A 17,766-nucleotide genomic window follows, 5' to 3' on the forward strand; every position below is an offset into this window, starting at 1 on the left:
ACCCCCCGTTCGACCCCCCACCCGCCGCCCCACGCGGCTCAATCGCCCGAGCCAACGACCGGATGACCCTGCCCGCGCCAGCGCAGCAGGCCGCCCGCGAGGTTGGCGACGCGGCTCAGGCCTGCCTTCTGCAGCAGCACGGCAGCCTGGGCCGAACGGGCGCCTGATCGGCAGACGGTGACCACCGGCCGGGCCGCATCAAGCTCGGCCACACGTGCGGGCAATTCACCAAGCGGCAGGTTGATCGAGCCGGCGATGTGGCCCAGGGCATCGGCGTGCTCGCCCACCTCGCTGGCCTCCCGCACGTCGACCACCTGCACCAGCGGGCCGAGGTCTTCCAGCACAGCCGGCTGGACCTCCCAATAGCCGCCGAAGGCCCAGGTCAGCGAGGCCCAGTCCGGATCGGCCGGCGGCTGGCGTTCGCCTTCGGGTCGACCGCACTGCAGGTTGGCCGGCACCGCCACCGCCATCTGCTTGGGGTGCGGCAAGGCCAGGTTGAGCATGTGGCCGGTGAAGTCGCCTTCGCTGGCATCACCGCCCAGGCGCGGGTTGAGGCGGCGCTCTTCGGCGACGCTGCTGACCGACAGGCCGCGGTAGTCGTGGCCGGGGTAGATCGCGCAGTCGTCGGGCAGGCTCAGCAACTGCTCATGGACCGAGCGGTAGAGCCGCTGCGGGCTGCCCTGCTGGAAGTCGGTGCGGCCACAACCGCGGATCAGCAGCGCGTCACCGGTGAAGACCATCGAGCGGTCGTCCAGCACGTAGCTCAGGCAACCATCGGTGTGGCCCGGTGTGGCGCGCACCTCCAGCCAGCGGGTGCCCAAGCTGATGCGCTCGCCGTGGCGCAGCGCCAGGTCGGTCCCGGCCGCGCCAGCCACCGCCGCAACCGCGATGCGGCTGCCCAGTCGTTCGCGCAGCAACCAGGCGGCGGTGACATGGTCGGCATGCACGTGGGTGTCGAGCGTGGCCACCAGGCGCAGACCCAGCTCGCGCAGCAGCGTCGTGTCGCGCCGCAGTTGCTCAAAGACCGGATCGATCAGCACCGCCTCGCCGCTGTCGCGGTCGGCCAGCAGGTAGGTGTAGGTCGACGAGGTGGTGTCGAAGAGCTGGCGGAAGATCAGCATGGCGGTGCTCCTGGGTGATCTGACTGAGGTGGCTTCAGCGGGCCAGCCAACGGTCATGCACCAGCATGCCGGCCAGCATCGCGACGATGAAGATCCAGGCCGACGACAAGCCCGAGCCCGCCGCCACGATGGCCGGCCCCGGGCAGAAGCCACCGACGCCCCAGCCGGCACCGAACAAGACGCCGCCGATCAGCAGGCGGGCGTCGATCACCGTGCTGCTGGGGATCTCCATCGGGTCGCCACTGAGCGAACGGCTGCGCCGACGGGCAGCGGCGAAGGCGAACACGCCCACGGCGATGGCCCCGCCCATGACAAAGGCGAGGCTGGGGTCCCAGGCACCGGCCAGATCGAGGAAGGCCTTGACCTTGGCCGGATCGGTCATGCCGCCGGCGATCAGGCCGAGCCCGAAGAGCAGGCCGGACAGCAGCGCGTAGACATGGCGCAGGGTTGGGTTGGGGTGCTTCAGGGTGTTCATGTCGTGCTTCCTTGCAGACTCAGCCGACCAGATGGCGCAGCACGTAGACGGTCACGAAGCCCGCGCCCATGAAGGCCAGCACATTGGCCAGCGAGCGCAGCGACAGGCGGCTGAGACCACACACGCCATGGCCGCTGGTGCAGCCGTTGCCCATGCGCACGCCCACGCCCACCAGCAGCCCGGCGACCGCCAGGCCCGCCATGCCCACATCGACGCTGGCCGCCGGCAGCGGCGCCACCATCTGCCACAACCAGGGCGCCAGCAGCAGGCCGAGGATGAACACCAGTCGGGTGCTTTCCGGCCGCAAGGACCGGCCACTGGTGAGCGCCCGCAAGGGGCTGGCCACGATGCCGGCGATGCCCGCGATGCGGCCATTGCCGATCAGGAACAGGGCCGATGCCAGGCCGATCAGCAGGCCGCCGATCAACGAGGCCCAAGGGGTGAAGGTGTCCCAGGCGATGGTCATGCAGAGGTCTCCAGGTCTGGCGCCACCGTGCCGGCTGCGCCGCATATATCAGAGAATGATTATATGTAGAACCTGGCGTCCTCGCCTGGGTTTGCGCCGTCTCAAGGACGGGCGCAGCGCAGAGGCCCCATCAGGGCGCTGATGGGGCCGGCGCCGCCGTCGGTGGCGCGGCCTGCGCAGCCACCGCCCAGCCATTGACCGAGCCGATGTAGGCCCAGAGCTGGTTGAGCTGTCCTGGCTTGAGCGTGCCGCCCCAGGCGGGCATGGCGCGCACGCCCTGCAGGACCGACCGGTCGAAGCGTTCCCTGTCGTGCGCAGGGAAGGTGCGCAGGTCAAAGCCGATGCCGTTGGTCGCCAGGTTGATGCCGTGGCAGCGCTGGCAGGACATGACATAGACGCGCCGGCCGGCCTCGGCCTGTTCGGCCGGTGTGGCCGGGCCGGCCGTCTGGGCCTGCCCGTTCGTGGCCAGCAGCACCAGGCTGCTGGCCAGGAGGAGCGCCAACCTCATCGCTGCGGCAGCGCGAAGGTCCAGACCGAGCCGCCGGCCGGCACGTTGGCCGTGTCGGGGTCGCCGGCGAGGGCGCCGTAGACATGGGCCGAGCCGCTCAGCACGGTCACGTACTGACGCCCGCCGCGCTCCCAGGCGATGGGCAGGCCGGAGATGCCCGAGCCGGTCTGGAAGGACCACAGCTTCTCGCCGCTCTTGGCATCGAAGGCCATGAACTGGCCGTTCTGCGCACCGGTGAAGACCACGCCGCTGGCGGTCGACAGCACGCCCGACCAGTAGGGTGACTTGTTGGGCGCCGTCCAGACCGGCTTGCCCGCCACCGGGTCCCAGGCCACCAGCGCGCCCCGGTTGCCATCGGCCGGGCTGACGAAGCCGCCGAGTTCCAGACCCAGGTACCAGTTCGGGCCGCCCGGGCGTTCCTGCTTGACGTAGCGGACCTTCATGCCCACGTCGATGGTGTTCATGAAGACCAGCCGGCGCACCGGGTCGTAGCTCATCGGCATCCAGTTCTTGCCGCCGAAGGCGCTGGGCCAGACCTCGATGAAGTCCTTCATCTCCTCGGTCTTGCGCACCATGGCCGTCATCGGGGTGTCGATCGGCCGGCCGGTCTTCAGGTCTACGCCGCTGGCCCAGTTGACGGTGCGGGCGAAGGCCGTGGCCGACAGCAGCTTGCCGCTGCTGCGGTCGAGCACGTAGAAGAAGCCGTTGCGGTTGGCCTGCATCAGCACCTTGGTGGGCTTGCCGCCGATCGGGAGGTCCGCCAGCACCAACTCGTTGACGCCGTCGTAGTCATACGGGTCGCCGGGCGAGAACTGGTAGTGCCAGACGACCTCGCCGGTGGCCGGCCGCAAGGCCAGCACGCTGTTGATGTAGAGCGAATCACCGCCGCGCGTGGCCGCGTTCCACGGGCCGCCGTTGCCGACGCCCCAGTAGACGAGGTCCAGCTCGGGGTCGAAGCTGCCGGTCAGCCAGGTCGGGCCACCGCCGGTCTTGTGAGCGTCGCCCTTCCAGGTGTCGCCGCCGGGTTCGCCGGGCGCGGCGGTGGTCCAGCGGTGCCACTTCTTGGCACCGGTCTTGAGGTCCCAGCCGTTGATGAAGCCGCGGGTGCCGTATTCGCCACCGGACACACCGGTGATCAGCGCACCCCCGGCGATCAGCGGCGCGGCGGTCATCGAATAGCCGTCCTTGTAGTCGGCCGCCTTCTGCTTCCACAGCACCTTGCCATCGGCCATGGAGATGGCCAGCACATGGGCGTCGATGGTGGTGCGGTAGAGCACGCCGTCCAGGGCGGCCATGCCGCGGGTGTGGATGCCGCAGCACAGGTAGCCGGCGATGTCGGCCGGCAGGTCCAGGCCGACCTTCCACTTCTGGCGACCGGTCACGGCGTCGATCGCGACGGTGTGGCTGTGCGAGGCGACATACATCGTGCCGTCGATCAGCAGCGGCTGGTTCGAGGCATTGGTCGAGTTGTCCAGGCTGAGGTTCCAGACCGGGCTCAGCGTCTTGACGTTGGCCGGCGTGATCTGCCCCAGCGTCGTGTGGCGTTGCAGGCCCCAGCCCATGCCGTAGGTGGTGACGTCGCCGGCCGTCGCCGCGTCATTGCGCAGGTCGGCCAGTCCCTGGGCGCCGGCCAGCGTCGCCGCTGTCGTCACGCTGCACACGGCCAGGCCGCGTGCGATGGTCTTGAACATGCTGTCTCCTCTTGTGGTGACGTTGCCGTCTGTGGTGTCGCATCGGACAGGCAAAACGATAGGTCGGCGACGCCGGCCGGCCACTTCCGGGCAAACCCGCGTCGGTGGTTGTTCCGCCGCGCGACACCTTGCCGCCCGCGGCATGCGCACCGCACACTCGCGCCGGAACCGACCTTGTGGACGCGCGACGATGACCCCCGGTGCCAACCTGCCCGCCAATCCCTTCTATGCCTCGGCCGAGCAGCGCATCGCGCTGGCCCGGCAACGTTTCTTCGAGGACGGCGTGCGGCCCTCGGGCATGGTCAGCGAGGCGGTGATCCAGTCCTGGGCCCGTTGCCTGCGGGCCGAGCCAGACCACCGGCGTGCGGCGGTCTTCGAGCCGGTGACGCCCAGCCGCGTGCACAGCACGCTGCGCCAGAACCAGCAACTGCTGGCGGCGGCGGCCGAGGAGATGGAGCGCCTCAAGCTCACGCTGGCCGGCACCAGCAGCACGGCCATGCTGACCGATGCACAAGGCGTGATCGTCGGCAGCACCTTCACGCAGGCACGCAGCCACGAACGCCTGATGCCCATCACCACGCGGGTCGGCGTCAACCTGTCGGAAGAGGCCGTGGGCACGACCGCGCCGGGCCTGACCGCCCGCACCGCGCAGGCCAGTGTGGTCAGCGGCGCCGAGCACTACTTCGGCAATGCGCAGCTGATGCATTGCGCGGCCGCGCCCATCCACGACATCCGTGGCCGGCTGGCCGGCGTGCTGGACCTGTCCAGCGAAGGTGTGCCCTTCGCCTTCGACGCCGCCACGGTGGTCGGCCACTACGCCGCCGAGATCGAGAACCGCTTGCTGTGCGCGCAATCGACCGAGCACCTCGTCGTGCGCATGCAGATCGTGCCCAGCCTGCTGGACACGCCGATGGCCGGCCTGGCGGGCATCACCGGTGACGGCCGCATCGACTGGCTCAACGGCGCCGCCGCGCGGCTGCTCGGCATGGCCGGCGGCACGGCCCGGCCTGCCGCTGCACAGGTCGAGGACCACGTCGGCGTGCCGCTGGACACGCTGATCGCCTGGAGCAGCGGCCCCGCGCCGCAACCGCTGGCCCTGCCCAACGGCCTGATGCTCTGGGTGCGCTGCGACTGGCACAGCCGCGACGGCCACCGGCCGCTGCATGCGGTCGCGGCACCGGCGATCAGCGCCACGCCGCCGGTGCCCGCACCCGCCGAGGCGCCCGCGCCGCTGCGCGAGACCGAGCACCAGACCATCGTGCGCGCGGTCGCGGAATGCGCCGGCAATGTCTCGCAGGCGGCGCGCCTGCTGGGCATTTCGCGCGGGCGGGTGTACCGGCATCTGCAGGCCGATGCGGCAGCTGCGCACCGGCCAGATCAGCCCCCCGAGACCGCTTGACGCCGCAGGCCCGGCACCCGCTCATCGGGTGTCGACCAGCCCCTGCACACGCCTGGCGACTAAAGCGCGTTACGTAATTTTCTGATCGAGCCTGGGTTGCGCGGCTACCAGATTTATTAGCAAGGCGACAACGCCCAGCCGCTTGCTGGATCTTGCGCACGCATCAGAGACATTCCGGGCTCGATGACGGGCTGCAGCGCCGAAGCGGCGCATGCGGGTTTTCACCAGTCATCGCTAATTTTATTAGCAACACAATCCAACCCGGCGCGGACATCGGTCGGCGCCGGTCGACAGCGATCCGTCCGCCCTTGCCGCTTGCCCCCTTTGCCACCCCTCGCCCGGAGCCCCACCCGCACCATGGCCAGCATCGAACTCAAGAACGTCTTCAAGGCCTACGGCGACCTGCCGCCGGTGATCCGCGAGGTTGACCTGCAGATCGCGCAGGGCGAGTTCTGCGTCTTCGTCGGGCCGTCTGGCTGCGGCAAGTCGACGCTGCTGCGCATGATTGCCGGGCTGGAGGACATCACCGCCGGCGAACTGCGCATCGGCGGCGCGCTGATGAACGAGGTGCCGCCCGCGCACCGGGGCGTGGCGATGGTGTTCCAGACCTATGCGCTGTTCCCGCACATGTCGGTCTACGAGAACATGGCCTTCGGCCTGGGCCTGGCCAAGGTCGACAAGAAGGTGATCGACGAGAAGGTCCGCGCCGCCGCCAAGGTGCTGCAGCTCGACCACCTGCTGGAGCGCAAGCCCAAGGCCCTGTCGGGCGGCCAGCGCCAGCGAGTGGCGATCGGCCGGGCCATCGTGCGCGAGCCGGGCGTCTTCTTGTTCGACGAGCCGCTGTCCAACCTCGATGCCGCGCTGCGGGTGCAGACCCGCTTCGAGATCGCCAAGCTGCACCGCGACTTCGGCCGCGCGTCGACCGTCTACGTGACGCACGACCAGGTCGAGGCGATGACGCTGGCCGACCGCATCTTGCTGCTCAACACCGGTGAGGCGGTCGCCCGCGAGGGCTCGGTGGCGCAATGCGGCTCGCCGCTGGAGCTCTACCACCGGCCACGCAACCTGTTCGTCGCCGGCTTCATCGGCTCGCCCAAGATGAACTTCCTCAAGGCCACGCTGGTCAGCGCCGGCCCGGCCAGCGCGGTGGTGTCGGTCAACGGCACGAACGAGCGCCTCGAAGCCCATGTCGACGCCCGCGCCCTGCCGAGCGGCACGCCGGTGACGCTGGGCATCCGGCCCGAGCACACCGAGCTCGGCACGGCCACGCAGCACATCGTGCGGCCGGTGCAGTGGCAGGAAAGACTGGGCGAATCGACCTTCCTCTACCTCGACGCCGGCGACGGCGAGCACAGCCTGGCCGCCGGTGGCGACGCCCTGGTCGCCAAGGCGCCCGGCCACACCCACGCGGTCGCCGGCCACCGCATCGCGCTCGCCATGCCGGCCGCCGCCATCCACCTGTTCGACCCGCAGGGCCACGCCCTGCCCCGCCTGATCGCCGACACCGATCTGCTGCTGCCGCAAGCGGCCTGAAGTCCCCAGACGCCCTCCAAGACATGACCGCCACGATCCTGCCCAGCATGTCCAGCACGCACGCGCAAGACCCGCACTTCATCGCCCTGCATGGCCGCGCCAGCAGCCTGGTCCTCGAAGTGAATGACCATGAGGCGCCGCTGTGGCGCTACTGGGGTCCGCGACTGGGCGATGCCAGCGTGCCCGAGATGCCGCTGCGCGACAGCCGACCGCTGCCCAGCTTCATGCTGGACGTCGACCAGCCCCTGACGGTCGCCCCGACCTTTGGCGTGGGCTGGTTCGGCCAGAGCGCCCTGCTCGCCCACCGCGACGGCCTGGACTTTGCACAGGCATGGACCCGCTGCGAGGTCGAGTGGCTGGTCGCCGGCTCGGCGATCTGCCTGCACCTGCATGACCACGTCGCCCGCCTGCGCCTGGACCTGACGCTGCGCCTGGACGGCCCGAGCGACGTGCTGGTCGCACAAAGCGTGCTGCACAACCTGGGCGACACGCCGCTGGACGTGCAATGGCTGGCCGCCGCGACGCTGCGCCTGCCCAGCCACTGCGACACGGTGCGCTCGTTTGCCGGCCAGCATATGCATGAGTTCCTGCCACAGGTCGACCCGCTGACACGCAGCCTCTGGCGCAAGGAAAGCCGGCGCGGCCGGACCAGCCACGACTGCTTCCCCGGCGCGATCGCCACGACGCCGGGCACCACCGCGGACGCCGGCCTGTGCTTTGGCGCCCACCTGGCCTGGTCGGGCAACCACCAGCAGACCATCGAGTGGCTGCACGACGGCATCTACCAGTGGCAGATGGGCGAATGGCTGGCCCCAGGCGAAGGCCGCCTGCAGCCGGGCCAGAGCCTGCACACGCCCGAGCTGATCGCAACCTGTTCGTGCGCGGGCCTGAACGGCATCGCCGCCAACTTCCACGCCGAGTTGCGCCGCCGACTGAACTGGCCGGGCGGCGCGATGAAGCCGCGGCCGGTGCACCTCAACACCTGGGAAGGCTTCTACTTCGACGTGCATCCGGGGCCAGTCCAGGAACTCGCCACGGCGGCGGCCGAGGTGGGCATCGAGCGTTTCGTGCTGGACGACGGCTGGTTCCACGGCCGTCACCATGACCGCGCCGCGCTGGGCGACTGGTGGCCCGACGAGACCAAGTTCCCACGCGGCCTGGGCGAGCTGATCGCCCACGTCAACGCCCTGGGCATGGAGTTCGGCCTGTGGGTCGAGCCCGAGATGGTCAACCCCGACAGCGAGCTGTTCCGCGCCCATCCCGACTGGGCCCTGCAGGTCGCCGGCCGGCCGCTGTTGACCGCGCGCAACCAACTGGTGCTGGACATCTCGCGGCCCGAGGCGGCCGACTACCTGTTCGACAAGATCTCGGCGCTGCTGGCCGCCCACCCGATCGCCTACCTGAAGTGGGACCACAACCGCGACCTGTCGCCGGCCGGTCTGGGCGACGGGCGGCCCGGCTACCGCGCCCAGGTCCATGCCGCCTATGCGCTGATGGCGCGGCTGCGCGCGGCCCATCCGGGCGTCGAGATCGAGAGCTGCTCCGGTGGTGGCGGCCGCATCGACTTCGGCGTGCTGCGCCACACCCACCGGGTCTGGACCAGCGACTGCATCGACGCGCTCTCGCGCATCGAGATCCAGCGCGGCCTGCTGCAGTTCTTCCCGCCCGAAATCATGGGCGCGCACGTCGGCACGGCCCCGTCCCACACGACGGGCCGCAGCCAGACCATGCCCTTCCGCGCCGCCGTCGCGCTGCCCGGGCACCTGGGCGTCGAGCTGGATGTGCGCCACCTCGGCGATGACGAGCGGCGCGTGCTGCGCGACTGGATCGCCATCTACAAACAACTGCGCGATCGCCTGCACCAAGGCCGCGTCTGGCTGGGCGAAGGCGAGGACCAGCTGGTCTGGCAGGCCCATGGCGACGAGGCCGCCAGCGACCTGGTGCTGATCGCCTACCGGCCGCAGCCCAGCAGCCTGCGCTACGCACCGACGCTGCGCCTGCCGATGCTCGATGCGGGCGCGCGCTACCGCGTCCGCGAGGTCCTGCCCAAGGGCACCGTGCGCTCGAAGGAACGCCACCACACGGCGGCCTTCTTCGACGCCATCAACACCGCAGACGGCCTGGTGGTCGACGGCGCCTGGCTGGCCCATGCCGGCCTGCCGATGCCGCGCGCCCAGGCTGAGACCGCCTTCATCGTGACGCTGCAACGCGTGGCCTGAACCGTCATGAACGCCAACGCCCACACCTTCGACCCGACCGAACACTCGCACCGCCGCCGCAACCCGCTGACCGGTCAGTGGGTGCTGGTCTCGCCCCACCGCAGCAAGCGGCCGTGGCAAGGCAAGCAGGAAGAGGCCAGCGACGACGCCCTGCCCTCGCACGACCCGGGCTGCTACCTGTGTGCGGGCAACACACGCGTCAGCGGCGACGTCAACCCGGCCTACACCGGCACCTACGTCTTCACCAACGACCATGCCGCGTTGCTGCCGCAGGTGCCCGACGCGCCGGCGTCGTCCGACCCGCTGTTCACGGCGGCCTCGGCACGCGGCACCAGCCGGGTGATCTGCTTCTCGCCCGACCATGCCCGCACGCTGCCCGAGCTGCCGCTGGCCGCCATCGAGGGCGTGATCGAGACCTGGTGCAGCCAGTCCGCCGAACTCGGCCGTGACCATGCCTGGGTGCAGGTGTTCGAGAACAAGGGCGCCATCATGGGCTGCTCGCAGCCACACCCGCATGGCCAGATCTGGGCCACCGGCCACCTGCCCAACGAGGCCGCGACCGAGCACCGCGAGCAGATCGCCTACCGCGCCGAACACGGCCGCGCGATGCTGCTGGACTATGTCGAGCGCGAAGCCGCCAGCGGCGAGCGCACGGTGGTGCAGACGGCGCACTGGCTGGCGGTGGTGCCCTATTGGGCGACCTGGCCCTTCGAGACCCTGCTGCTGCCGCGCTTCCCGGTGCAGCGCCTGCCGCAGCTGAGCGCCGACCAGCGCAGCGACCTGGCCGTCGCGCTGAAGGCGCTGACCTCGCGCTACGACAACCTGTTCCGCTGCAGCTTCCCGTATTCAATGGGCTGGCATGGCGCGCCGTTCGATGTGCACGGCGACCTCGGCGACGACGCGCAGGCCTGGCAACTGCATGCCCATTTCTATCCGCCGCTGCTGCGTTCGGCCACGGTGCGCAAGTTCATGGTCGGCTTCGAGATGCTGGCCGAGGCCCAGCGCGACCTGACGCCCGAACAGGCCGCCGCCCAGCTGCGCGCGGTCAGCGACCGACACCACAAGGCATGAGCCCCACCCAGGCCTGATCCTCACCGGGACCGACACGATGACCTCCCCCCTGCTGACGCGCGTGCTGGCGTCCTTCGCCGACAGCTTCGACGCCGCGCCAACCACCGTGGTGCACGCGCCCGGCCGCGTCAACCTGATCGGCGAACACACCGACTACAACGACGGTTTTGTGCTGCCCTGCGCCATCGACTACCACACGCTGGTGGCCGCGCAGCCGCTGGACGAGCCGCTGGTGCGGGTGGTGGCGAGCGACTACGGCGACCAGCTCGACGAGTTCCGCATCGACGCGCCGATCGTGCCGGTCACCGGCCGGGCCGACCATGCCTGGATCAACTACGTGCGCGGCACCGTCAAGGCCCTGATCGACGACGGCCTGGTGCTGCGCGGTGCCGAACTCGCGGTGGCCGGCAACGTGCCGCAGGGCGCGGGCCTGTCGTCGTCGGCGGCCCTCGAAGTCGCCATTGCCCAGGCCTTCAAGACGCTGCAGGACCTGGACCTCACGCAGACCCGCATCGCCCAGCTCGCGCAGATCGCCGAGAACCGCTTCGTCGGCTGCAACTGCGGGATCATGGATCAGCTCATCTCCGCGCGCAGCACGGCCGGCCATGCGCTGCTGATCGACTGCCGCAGCCTGGACGTCTCTGCCGTGCACCTGCCCGAAGACGTCGCCGTGCTGATCGTGCATTCGCGCGTCAAGCGTGGCCTGGTCGACAGCGAATACAACACCCGCCGCCAACAGTGCGAGGCCGCTGCGGCGCACTACGGCGTGCCGGCCTTGCGTGACCTGGACGAGGCCGGCCTGCTGGCGCGGCGCGGCACGCTCGACGAGGTCGTGTTCCGCCGCGCCCGCCACATCGTGACCGAAAACCAGCGCACGCTGGACGCCGCGCAGGCGCTGGCCGCCGGTGACCTGAAGCGCATGGGCGCGCTGATGGCGGCGTCGCATGTGTCCATGCGCGACGACTTCGAGATCACCGTGCCGCCGATCGACCACCTCGTCGAGATCCTGCAGCGGGTCATCGGCGAGGACGGTGGCGCGCGCATGACCGGTGGCGGCTTCGGCGGCTGCGTCGTCGCCCTCTTGCCCGAGTCGCGCATCGCGGCCGCCCGCGAGGCCATTGCCGCGCAGTACCGCGCCCCCAGCGGCGAGGCCGCCGCCGTCTACGTCTGCCACGCCAGCGCCGGGGCCGGACCGATCGCCCTGCACGCCCACGCCTGAGTCAGCTCTCCTCAAGGACCCCGATGAACACGAGCCCCTGGCAAGCCGCCACCGACCGCTACGAGCGCCTGCCCTACCGGCGCTGCGGCGCCAGCGGCCTGAAGCTGGGCGCGGTCTCGCTCGGCCTGTGGCACAACTTTGGCGACGTCGACAGCCTGGCGACCCAGCGCGAGACGCTGCGCTGCGCCTTCGACCTTGGCGTCACCCACATCGACCTGGCCAACAACTACGGTCCGCCGGCCGGCTCGGCCGAGGTCAACTTCGGGCGTCTGCTGCGCGAGGACTTCGCCGGCCTGCGCGACGAGCTGATCGTCTCCACCAAGGCCGGCTACCGGATGGGCCCGGGGCCCTATGGCGACGGCGGTTCGCGCAAGTATTTGCTCAGCAGCCTGGACCAGAGCCTGCAGCGCATGGGCCTGGCCTATGTCGACATCTTCTATCACCACCGGCCAGATCCGGACACGCCGCTGGAAGAGACGATGGCCGCGCTGGACCATGCGGTGCGCAGCGGCCGGGCCCTGTACGTTGGCCTGTCCAACTACCCGGCCGATCGGCTGCGCGAGGCCGCCGCGATCCTGCGCCAGCTCGGCACGCCCTGCCTGATCCACCAGCCGCGCTACAACCTGCTGGACCGGGCCTGCGAGCCCGCCTTGTTGCCGGCGCTGGCCGAACAAGGCATCGGCTGCATCGCCTTCTCGCCGCTGGCCCAGGGCCTGCTGACCGACCGCTACCTGGGCGGCGCGGTGCCGGGCGATTCACGGGCGGCCAAGGGCGTGGGCTTCCTCAAGCCCGCCGACCTGACGCCGCAGCGCCTGCGCACCATCGCCGCGCTGGACAACATCGCCCGGGCACGCGGCCAGAAGCTCGCGCAGATGGCGCTGACCTGGGTGCTGCGGCACGACGCCATGACCAGCGTGCTGATCGGCGCCAGCCGGCCGCAACAGGTGCGCGATGCCGTCGAGGCGGCCGGCGCAGTGGCCTTGTCGGCCGATGAACTGGCGGCGATCGAGGCGGTGCTGGCGTCGGCCTGACCCGTCAGGCCGCGACGCGCGTGGCCTGCATGCCCGAGACCAGGTCCTGGCGCACGGCGCTCGCCAGGTGTGCCGGCGCCGTGATCGCTGTCTCCGCGTCCGATGAGCCCTTGTCGGTCGGCGCGGGCGCCAGCACCACCATGCCGTACCAGCCCAGTCCCTTGTAGGTTTCGTAGCCGGGCGTGCGGGCATAGCCGATGTGGGTGCCGTCTGGCTCCAGGTAGGCGCCCAGCGTGCGGCCACGGCGCTTGATCTCGACCACCTCTTCGAGCACACCCACGCCGTCGGATGAGGCGATGACCCGCTGGCGCGCATCGAGCAGCAGGGCGCGTGCGCGCGGCTTTTCCTCGTCGTCGAACTTGACGCCGTCCACCACCGCGCGGGCTTGCGTCTGCCAGTCGAAGAAGATGGCCAGCACGCCGATCGGCTCGCCGTCGACGGCGCCGCCCCGTCGGATCGCCGTGCTGTAGGTGGCCACCGGCGCCTCGTCCAGGCAGGGGTTGGTCTCGATGTCGGTGGCGATGAAGCCCTGGCCATCGCGGGTGTGCAGGGCCCGGTCGAACCAGCTCTGGCCACGCACGCTGGCACCGGTCACCCGCGGGTAGCGGTCGGGCCGGCCACTGGCCACGACTCGGCCCAGCGGGTCGATCACCCAGAGGTCCAGGTAGACGGTGTAGCTGTCGAGGATCACGCCCAGCCGCTTCGAGGCATGGCGGGCCGTGGCCGAACCGGGCTGCTCCAGCGCATCGACCACCGCCGCGTCGGTGGCCCACCAGCGCACGTCGCAGGAACGCTCGTAGAGGTTGCGGTCGATGATGTCGATCATGTTGAGCGCCAGATCGGCCAGGCGCTGGCCCTGCTGGTCCTGCAGACGGGCCATGACCTGGTCACCCAGCTGCATCAGCCGCGTGATCTGGCTTTGCAGGTCCGCCGCCAGCTCGCGCGACAGCTCGTTGATCTGGGTCGAGACCTGCTTGACCTCGCGCGCGACGACGCCAAAGCCGTCACCGGCTGCACCGGCCCGCGAGGCTTCGATCAGCGCGTTCAAGGCCAGGTAGGAGGTCGATCGGTTGATCTTCTGGATCTGGGCGATCTTCTGCTCGGCGATCTCGCCGACGCGCCGGGAGGCATCGATGATCTGGTGCGGATGAACCATGGTCGCGGTCTCGTGGGGCTGGGATGGCGACGAAGTTAGCTTGTCCTGGACACGCGATTCGGTCGATCAACAGGACGTTTGTGGCGATCCGCACCAGGACGGACCTGCCAGCGCCAGACTGGTGCGATGCACCGATGGCCGACACCGCCCGCTCAGCCCGTGCGCCGCACCCGCACCGAGTAGTCACCCACGCCGCTGCGCTGGTTGTAGTGGCGCACCTGGACCCAGTACTGGCCGGGCACCAGCGCACGCGCGATGCGGGCGTTGCGGCCGATGCCCGAGTCGTCGTCCTCGGCGATCAGGGCGGTGGGCGAGGCGGGGCCGAACAGCTTCATCACCACGTCGGTCGGACCCTGGGTGTCGATGACGTGCAGGCCACGCTGCGCGACGGTGAAGGTGTAGAGGTCTTCCTCGCCGAACGTGCCGATGGCCGCTGGCGTGCGCAGCCGCGCATTGACCGTCAGCGCGACCGCCGTGGCGACGGTCGGACCCTGAGCCTTCGGGTACATCTTTGCCCCGCCGATGAAGGACTTGTCCAGCGCCGACAGCACCTGGTTGGCCCGGGTGGCGATGCCGTTGGTGGTCCAGGCCGCCGGGAAGAAATACAACATGATCGAGGCGGGGTCGAACTCGGTGCCGTTGACCTGATCGGCGCTGTAGCGCGAGAGCACGTTGTGGCGCGTCGTCGCCTCGTCCCAGAAGTTCGGCGCGCCCGCCAGTTCGCGGATCACCACCGCCTCGTTCCACTGGATGCCGCCGGCCGGATTCTGGTGTTCGTGCGCCAGGCCGATCGCATGGCCGAACTCGTGCGCGGCCGTGCCGCCGTCCTCGAAGCCGAGGTTCATGGTCGGCTGATCGGCCGGGATCGACCGGGCGTCGGTGCCCACATAGGACCAGGCGCCGTCGTTGGCATTGAAGGCGATGCGGATCTCAGCCTGCGGCGAGTCGTCGAACACGAAGCTCAGGTTGGCCACCGCCTGCCACCAGCCCGCCTGTGTCTGCGCATTGGCGCGCTCGGCGGCCGTCCCGCCGATGAAGCGCACACGCAGCGTCGAGCCGTTCATCCAGGCCTTGCCGATCGGCGATATCGCGCGGGTGCGGCCGGCGACCTGTTCCGTCCCAGCGGGCGCGAACAGTTCGCTCGGCAGGATGCGGTCAAAACAGACATGGGGACGCAGGTTCATGGCGTGCTCCTCAGCGCCGGGGCGCAAGACGGGAAACCGGCGATCTTGGACCCGTTGCGTGTCAGCTTGGGTTTCCATTGGTTTGCCAAAATGAACGATCTTTTGTTTTTCACGAAACACAAACGTGCATAGAATCGGGATCAACCCACCGCCCTGCACGGAAGCGCCATGCCCAAGAGCCTGCACATCGACCCCGCCTTGACCCGCCAGCCCGGCCAGCTGGTGGTGCCCACCATCCCGGTGCACGCCTATGCCCGGCCGCTGGCCGAGGAAAGGGCCCGGCGCGGTGACACGGCGCTGCGCGAGGTGCTGCGCCACATGCTGGTGATCCGCGAGTTCGAGACCATGCTGGCGACCTTCAAGGCCAAGGGCGCCTACGCCGGCATCGCCTACAACTACAAGGGCCCTGCCCACCTGTCGATCGGTCAGGAGGGTGCCGCCGTCGGTCAGGCCCTGGGCCTGCAGGCCGAAGACCTGATCCTGGGCAGCCACCGCAGCCACGGCGAGTTCATCGCCAAGGGGCTGGCCGCCGTGCAGCGGCTCGGTGCCGACACGTTGGCCGGCATCCTGGCGGGCCACCAGGACGGCGCGCTGCTGCGCTCGGTGCGCCAACACCTGCCCGGCGCGACGCCGCGCGAGGAGGCCGAGCACTTTCTGCTGCTGGGCCTGCTGGCCGAGATCTTCATGCGCGCCAACGGCTTCAACGGCGGCATGGGCGGCTCGATGCACGCCTTCTTCCCGCCGTTTGGCGCCTACCCGAACAACGCCATCGTTGGAGCCTCGGCCGGCATCGCCACCGGCGTGGCCTTGCGCCTGAAGCTGTCGGGCCAGGATCGCATCGCGGTGGCCAACGCGGGCGATGGCTCGACCGGCTGCGGCCCCGTCTGGGAGGCCATGAACTTCGCCGCCATGGCCCAGGCCAAGGCGCTGTGGGGCGAACAGGACGCCCGCAAGCGCGGCGGCCTGCCGGTGCTGTTCTTCTTCTCGAACAACTTCTACGCCATGGGCGGCCAGACCGCCGGCGAGACCATGGGCTGGGACCGCCTGTCGCGCATCGGCGCGGGCATCAATGCCGAGGCCATGCACGCCGAGACGGTCGACGGCGTCAACCCGCTGGCCGTCGCCGATGCGGTCGAACGCGCGCGCGCCAAGCTGCTCGCGGGGCAAGGCCCTGCCCTGCTGGACGTCGAGTGCTACCGCGTCAGCGGCCACTCCACCAGCGACGCCAACGCCTACCGCACCAAGGAAGAACTCGCGGCCTGGGAAGCCCACGACCCGATCACGCAGTACAGCACCGCGCTGGTCGACGCCGGCCTGATCGACGCCGAGGGCATCGCCGCGATGAAGGCGCAGGTGGCGGCCACGATCGCGGCGGTGACGGCCGCAGCGGTCGATCCGCGCATCTCGCCGGAGATCGACATCGCGGCCGACCCGACCCGCATCGGCCGGCTGATGTTCTCGGACGCCCTCAGCGACCTGCCGGCCACGCCGGCTGCGCTGCTGACCCCGCTGGAGAACTGTGCCCGCATCCGCCAGGACGCCAAGAAGGCCCGCTTCGGGCTGGATGCGGACGGCAAGAAGCTCTCGCCGATGCGCGCGATCACGCTGCGCGACGGCCTGTTCGAGGCCGTCCTGCACCACATGGTCCACGACGAGCGCCTGATCGCCTACGGCGAGGAGAACCGCGAGTGGGGCGGCGCCTTTGGCGTCTACAAGGGCCTGCATGAGCTGATGCCCTACCACCGGTTGTTCAACTCGCCGATCTCCGAGGCCGCGATCGTCGCCACCGCCGTGGGCCACGCCATGGCCGGCGGGCGTTCGCTGGTCGAGCTGATGTATGCCGACTTCCTCGGTCGGGCCGGCGACGAGGTCTTCAACCAGATGGCCAAGTGGCACGCCATGTCGGCCGGCGCGCTGCGCCTGCCGGTGGTGCTGCGCTGCTCGGTGGGCAGCAAGTACGGAGCGCAGCACTCGCAGGACTGGACCGCGCTGGTCGCCCACATCCCCGGCCTCAAGGTGGTCTACCCCGCCACGCCGCACGATGCCAAGGGCCTGCTGGCAGCGGCGCTGGCCGGTGACGACCCGGTCGTGTTCTTCGAGAGCCAGCGCCTGTACGACAGCGTCGAGCAGTTCCAGCCCGACGGCGTCCCCGCCGCCTACTACCGCCTGCCGCTGGGCCAGCCCGACATCAAGCGCGCCGGCTCGGACGTCACCGTGCTGACCATCGGCCCATCGCTCTACCCGGCCATCGCGGCGGCCGAGCAGTTGCAGCGGGACTTCGGCCTGAGCGCCGAGGTGATCGACGCCCGCACCCTCGTGCCCTTCGACTACGACCTGCTGCTCGCCTCGGTGCGCAAGACCGGCCGGCTGCTGATCGTCTCGGAAGCCTCCGAGCGCGGCAGCTTCGCGATGACGCTGGCCGCCAACGTCACCCGATTTGCCTTTGCCGACCTGAAGGCGCCGCCGCGTGTGCTGGGCGCGCCCAACTGGATCGTGCCGGGCGCGGACCTGGAGTCGACCTATTTCCCGCAGGCCGAGGACATCGTCGACGTCGTCACCACCGAACTCCTGCCCGGCCGCCCCGAGGCCCGCGTCGGCGTGCGCGGCTGGGATGATCTGGCGCTCGCACGACGCGCGCTCTGAGTCCGTTCCAGCACCCATCCAGCGCCCTTTTTGCTCCCTCTCAGCCCCGT

Annotated in this window: 14 protein-coding genes; 7 read left to right on the forward strand and 7 right to left on the reverse strand. The window is 70.1% G+C overall.

Annotation, left to right across the window (positions count from 1 at the left end):
• Positions 1-38 precede the first annotated feature (38 nt).
• The 5 genes from EV685_RS07400 to EV685_RS07420 form a co-directional block, all read right to left on the reverse strand.
• The gene (locus EV685_RS07400) at positions 39-1,118 is read right to left on the reverse strand and encodes an MBL fold metallo-hydrolase (RefSeq protein WP_130481710.1); all 1,080 of its coding nucleotides are present in this window, start codon (positions 1,116-1,118) and stop codon (positions 39-41) included.
• A gap of 37 nt (positions 1,119-1,155) precedes the next feature.
• A complete protein-coding gene (locus EV685_RS07405) occupies positions 1,156-1,596 on the reverse strand; it encodes a YeeE/YedE family protein (RefSeq protein WP_130481355.1) in 441 nt (146 codons plus the stop codon).
• Between the two features lie 19 nt (positions 1,597-1,615).
• Complete coding sequence (locus EV685_RS07410) at positions 1,616-2,062, reverse strand: YeeE/YedE family protein (RefSeq protein WP_130481356.1); 447 nt, start codon at positions 2,060-2,062, stop codon at positions 1,616-1,618.
• Between the two features lie 130 nt (positions 2,063-2,192).
• Entirely contained in the window at positions 2,193-2,564 is a 372-nt protein-coding gene (locus tag EV685_RS07415; RefSeq protein ID WP_165396740.1) for a c-type cytochrome, read from the reverse strand.
• Between the two features lie 2 nt (positions 2,565-2,566).
• Positions 2,567-4,261 (reverse strand): PQQ-dependent dehydrogenase, methanol/ethanol family, encoded by a 1,695-nt coding sequence (locus tag EV685_RS07420; RefSeq protein ID WP_130481358.1) that lies wholly within the window; start codon positions 4,259-4,261, stop codon positions 2,567-2,569.
• Positions 4,262-4,451: 190 nt separating this feature from the next.
• On the opposite strand from EV685_RS07420, the gene EV685_RS07425 reads away from it, so the two are divergent.
• The 6 genes from EV685_RS07425 (at position 4,452) to EV685_RS07450 (ending at position 12,733) form a co-directional block, all read left to right on the forward strand.
• On the forward strand, positions 4,452-5,660 hold the full coding sequence (locus EV685_RS07425) for a helix-turn-helix domain-containing protein (RefSeq protein WP_130481359.1): 1,209 nt from the start codon (positions 4,452-4,454) through the stop codon (positions 5,658-5,660).
• A gap of 357 nt (positions 5,661-6,017) precedes the next feature.
• Positions 6,018-7,193: an ABC transporter ATP-binding protein gene (locus EV685_RS07430; RefSeq protein ID WP_130481360.1), complete on the forward strand. Its 1,176-nt coding sequence runs from the start codon at positions 6,018-6,020 to the stop codon at positions 7,191-7,193.
• Between the two features lie 23 nt (positions 7,194-7,216).
• On the forward strand, positions 7,217-9,412 hold the full coding sequence (locus EV685_RS07435) for an alpha-galactosidase (RefSeq protein ID WP_242615471.1): 2,196 nt from the start codon (positions 7,217-7,219) through the stop codon (positions 9,410-9,412).
• A gap of 6 nt (positions 9,413-9,418) precedes the next feature.
• Positions 9,419-10,483 carry a UDP-glucose--hexose-1-phosphate uridylyltransferase gene (locus tag EV685_RS07440; RefSeq protein WP_130481361.1) on the forward strand — a complete coding sequence of 355 codons (1,065 nt, stop codon included), beginning with the start codon at positions 9,419-9,421 and terminating at the stop codon, positions 10,481-10,483.
• Between the two features lie 37 nt (positions 10,484-10,520).
• Positions 10,521-11,702, forward strand: coding sequence for a galactokinase (galK, locus tag EV685_RS07445; protein ID WP_130481362.1), 1,182 nt, complete (start codon positions 10,521-10,523; stop codon positions 11,700-11,702).
• A 23-nt stretch (positions 11,703-11,725) separates the two neighbouring features.
• On the forward strand, positions 11,726-12,733 hold the full coding sequence (locus EV685_RS07450) for an aldo/keto reductase (RefSeq protein WP_130481363.1): 1,008 nt from the start codon (positions 11,726-11,728) through the stop codon (positions 12,731-12,733).
• 4 nt (positions 12,734-12,737) lie between these two features.
• Here the strand turns inward: EV685_RS07450 and EV685_RS07455 are convergent, their stop codons facing one another.
• Positions 12,738-13,889: a methyl-accepting chemotaxis protein gene (locus tag EV685_RS07455; RefSeq protein ID WP_130481364.1), complete on the reverse strand. Its 1,152-nt coding sequence runs from the start codon at positions 13,887-13,889 to the stop codon at positions 12,738-12,740.
• Positions 13,890-14,041: 152 nt separating this feature from the next.
• Positions 14,042-15,073, reverse strand: coding sequence for a M12 family metallopeptidase (locus EV685_RS07460; protein WP_130481365.1), 1,032 nt, complete (start codon positions 15,071-15,073; stop codon positions 14,042-14,044).
• 168 nt (positions 15,074-15,241) lie between these two features.
• On the opposite strand from EV685_RS07460, the gene EV685_RS07465 reads away from it, so the two are divergent.
• Positions 15,242-17,716 (forward strand): alpha-ketoacid dehydrogenase subunit alpha/beta, encoded by a 2,475-nt coding sequence (locus tag EV685_RS07465; RefSeq protein ID WP_130481366.1) that lies wholly within the window; start codon positions 15,242-15,244, stop codon positions 17,714-17,716.
• The last annotated feature ends 50 nt before the right edge of the window (positions 17,717-17,766 follow it).

Source organism: Sphaerotilus mobilis, from assembly GCF_004216565.1.
Classification (GTDB): Bacteria; Pseudomonadota; Gammaproteobacteria; order Burkholderiales; family Burkholderiaceae_C; genus Sphaerotilus; species Sphaerotilus mobilis.

What these genes read in the sequence shown, in the direction of transcription:
- galK (WP_130481362.1), top strand. Translation starts at nt 10,521, where the DNA reads ATGACCTCCCCCCTGCTGACGCGCGTGCTGGCGTCCTTCGCCGACAGC.
- EV685_RS07450 (WP_130481363.1), top strand. Translation starts at nt 11,726, where the DNA reads ATGAACACGAGCCCCTGGCAAGCCGCCACCGACCGCTACGAGCGCCTG.
- EV685_RS07440 (WP_130481361.1), top strand. Translation starts at nt 9,419, where the DNA reads ATGAACGCCAACGCCCACACCTTCGACCCGACCGAACACTCGCACCGC.
- EV685_RS07420 (WP_130481358.1), bottom strand. Translation starts at nt 4,261, where the DNA reads ATGTTCAAGACCATCGCACGCGGCCTGGCCGTGTGCAGCGTGACGACA.
- EV685_RS07435 (WP_242615471.1), top strand. Translation starts at nt 7,217, where the DNA reads ATGACCGCCACGATCCTGCCCAGCATGTCCAGCACGCACGCGCAAGAC.
- EV685_RS07460 (WP_130481365.1), bottom strand. Translation starts at nt 15,073, where the DNA reads ATGAACCTGCGTCCCCATGTCTGTTTTGACCGCATCCTGCCGAGCGAA.
- EV685_RS07405 (WP_130481355.1), bottom strand. Translation starts at nt 1,596, where the DNA reads ATGAACACCCTGAAGCACCCCAACCCAACCCTGCGCCATGTCTACGCG.
- EV685_RS07410 (WP_130481356.1), bottom strand. Translation starts at nt 2,062, where the DNA reads ATGACCATCGCCTGGGACACCTTCACCCCTTGGGCCTCGTTGATCGGC.
- EV685_RS07425 (WP_130481359.1), top strand. Translation starts at nt 4,452, where the DNA reads ATGACCCCCGGTGCCAACCTGCCCGCCAATCCCTTCTATGCCTCGGCC.
- EV685_RS07430 (WP_130481360.1), top strand. Translation starts at nt 6,018, where the DNA reads ATGGCCAGCATCGAACTCAAGAACGTCTTCAAGGCCTACGGCGACCTG.
- EV685_RS07465 (WP_130481366.1), top strand. Translation starts at nt 15,242, where the DNA reads ATGCCCAAGAGCCTGCACATCGACCCCGCCTTGACCCGCCAGCCCGGC.
- EV685_RS07455 (WP_130481364.1), bottom strand. Translation starts at nt 13,889, where the DNA reads ATGGTTCATCCGCACCAGATCATCGATGCCTCCCGGCGCGTCGGCGAG.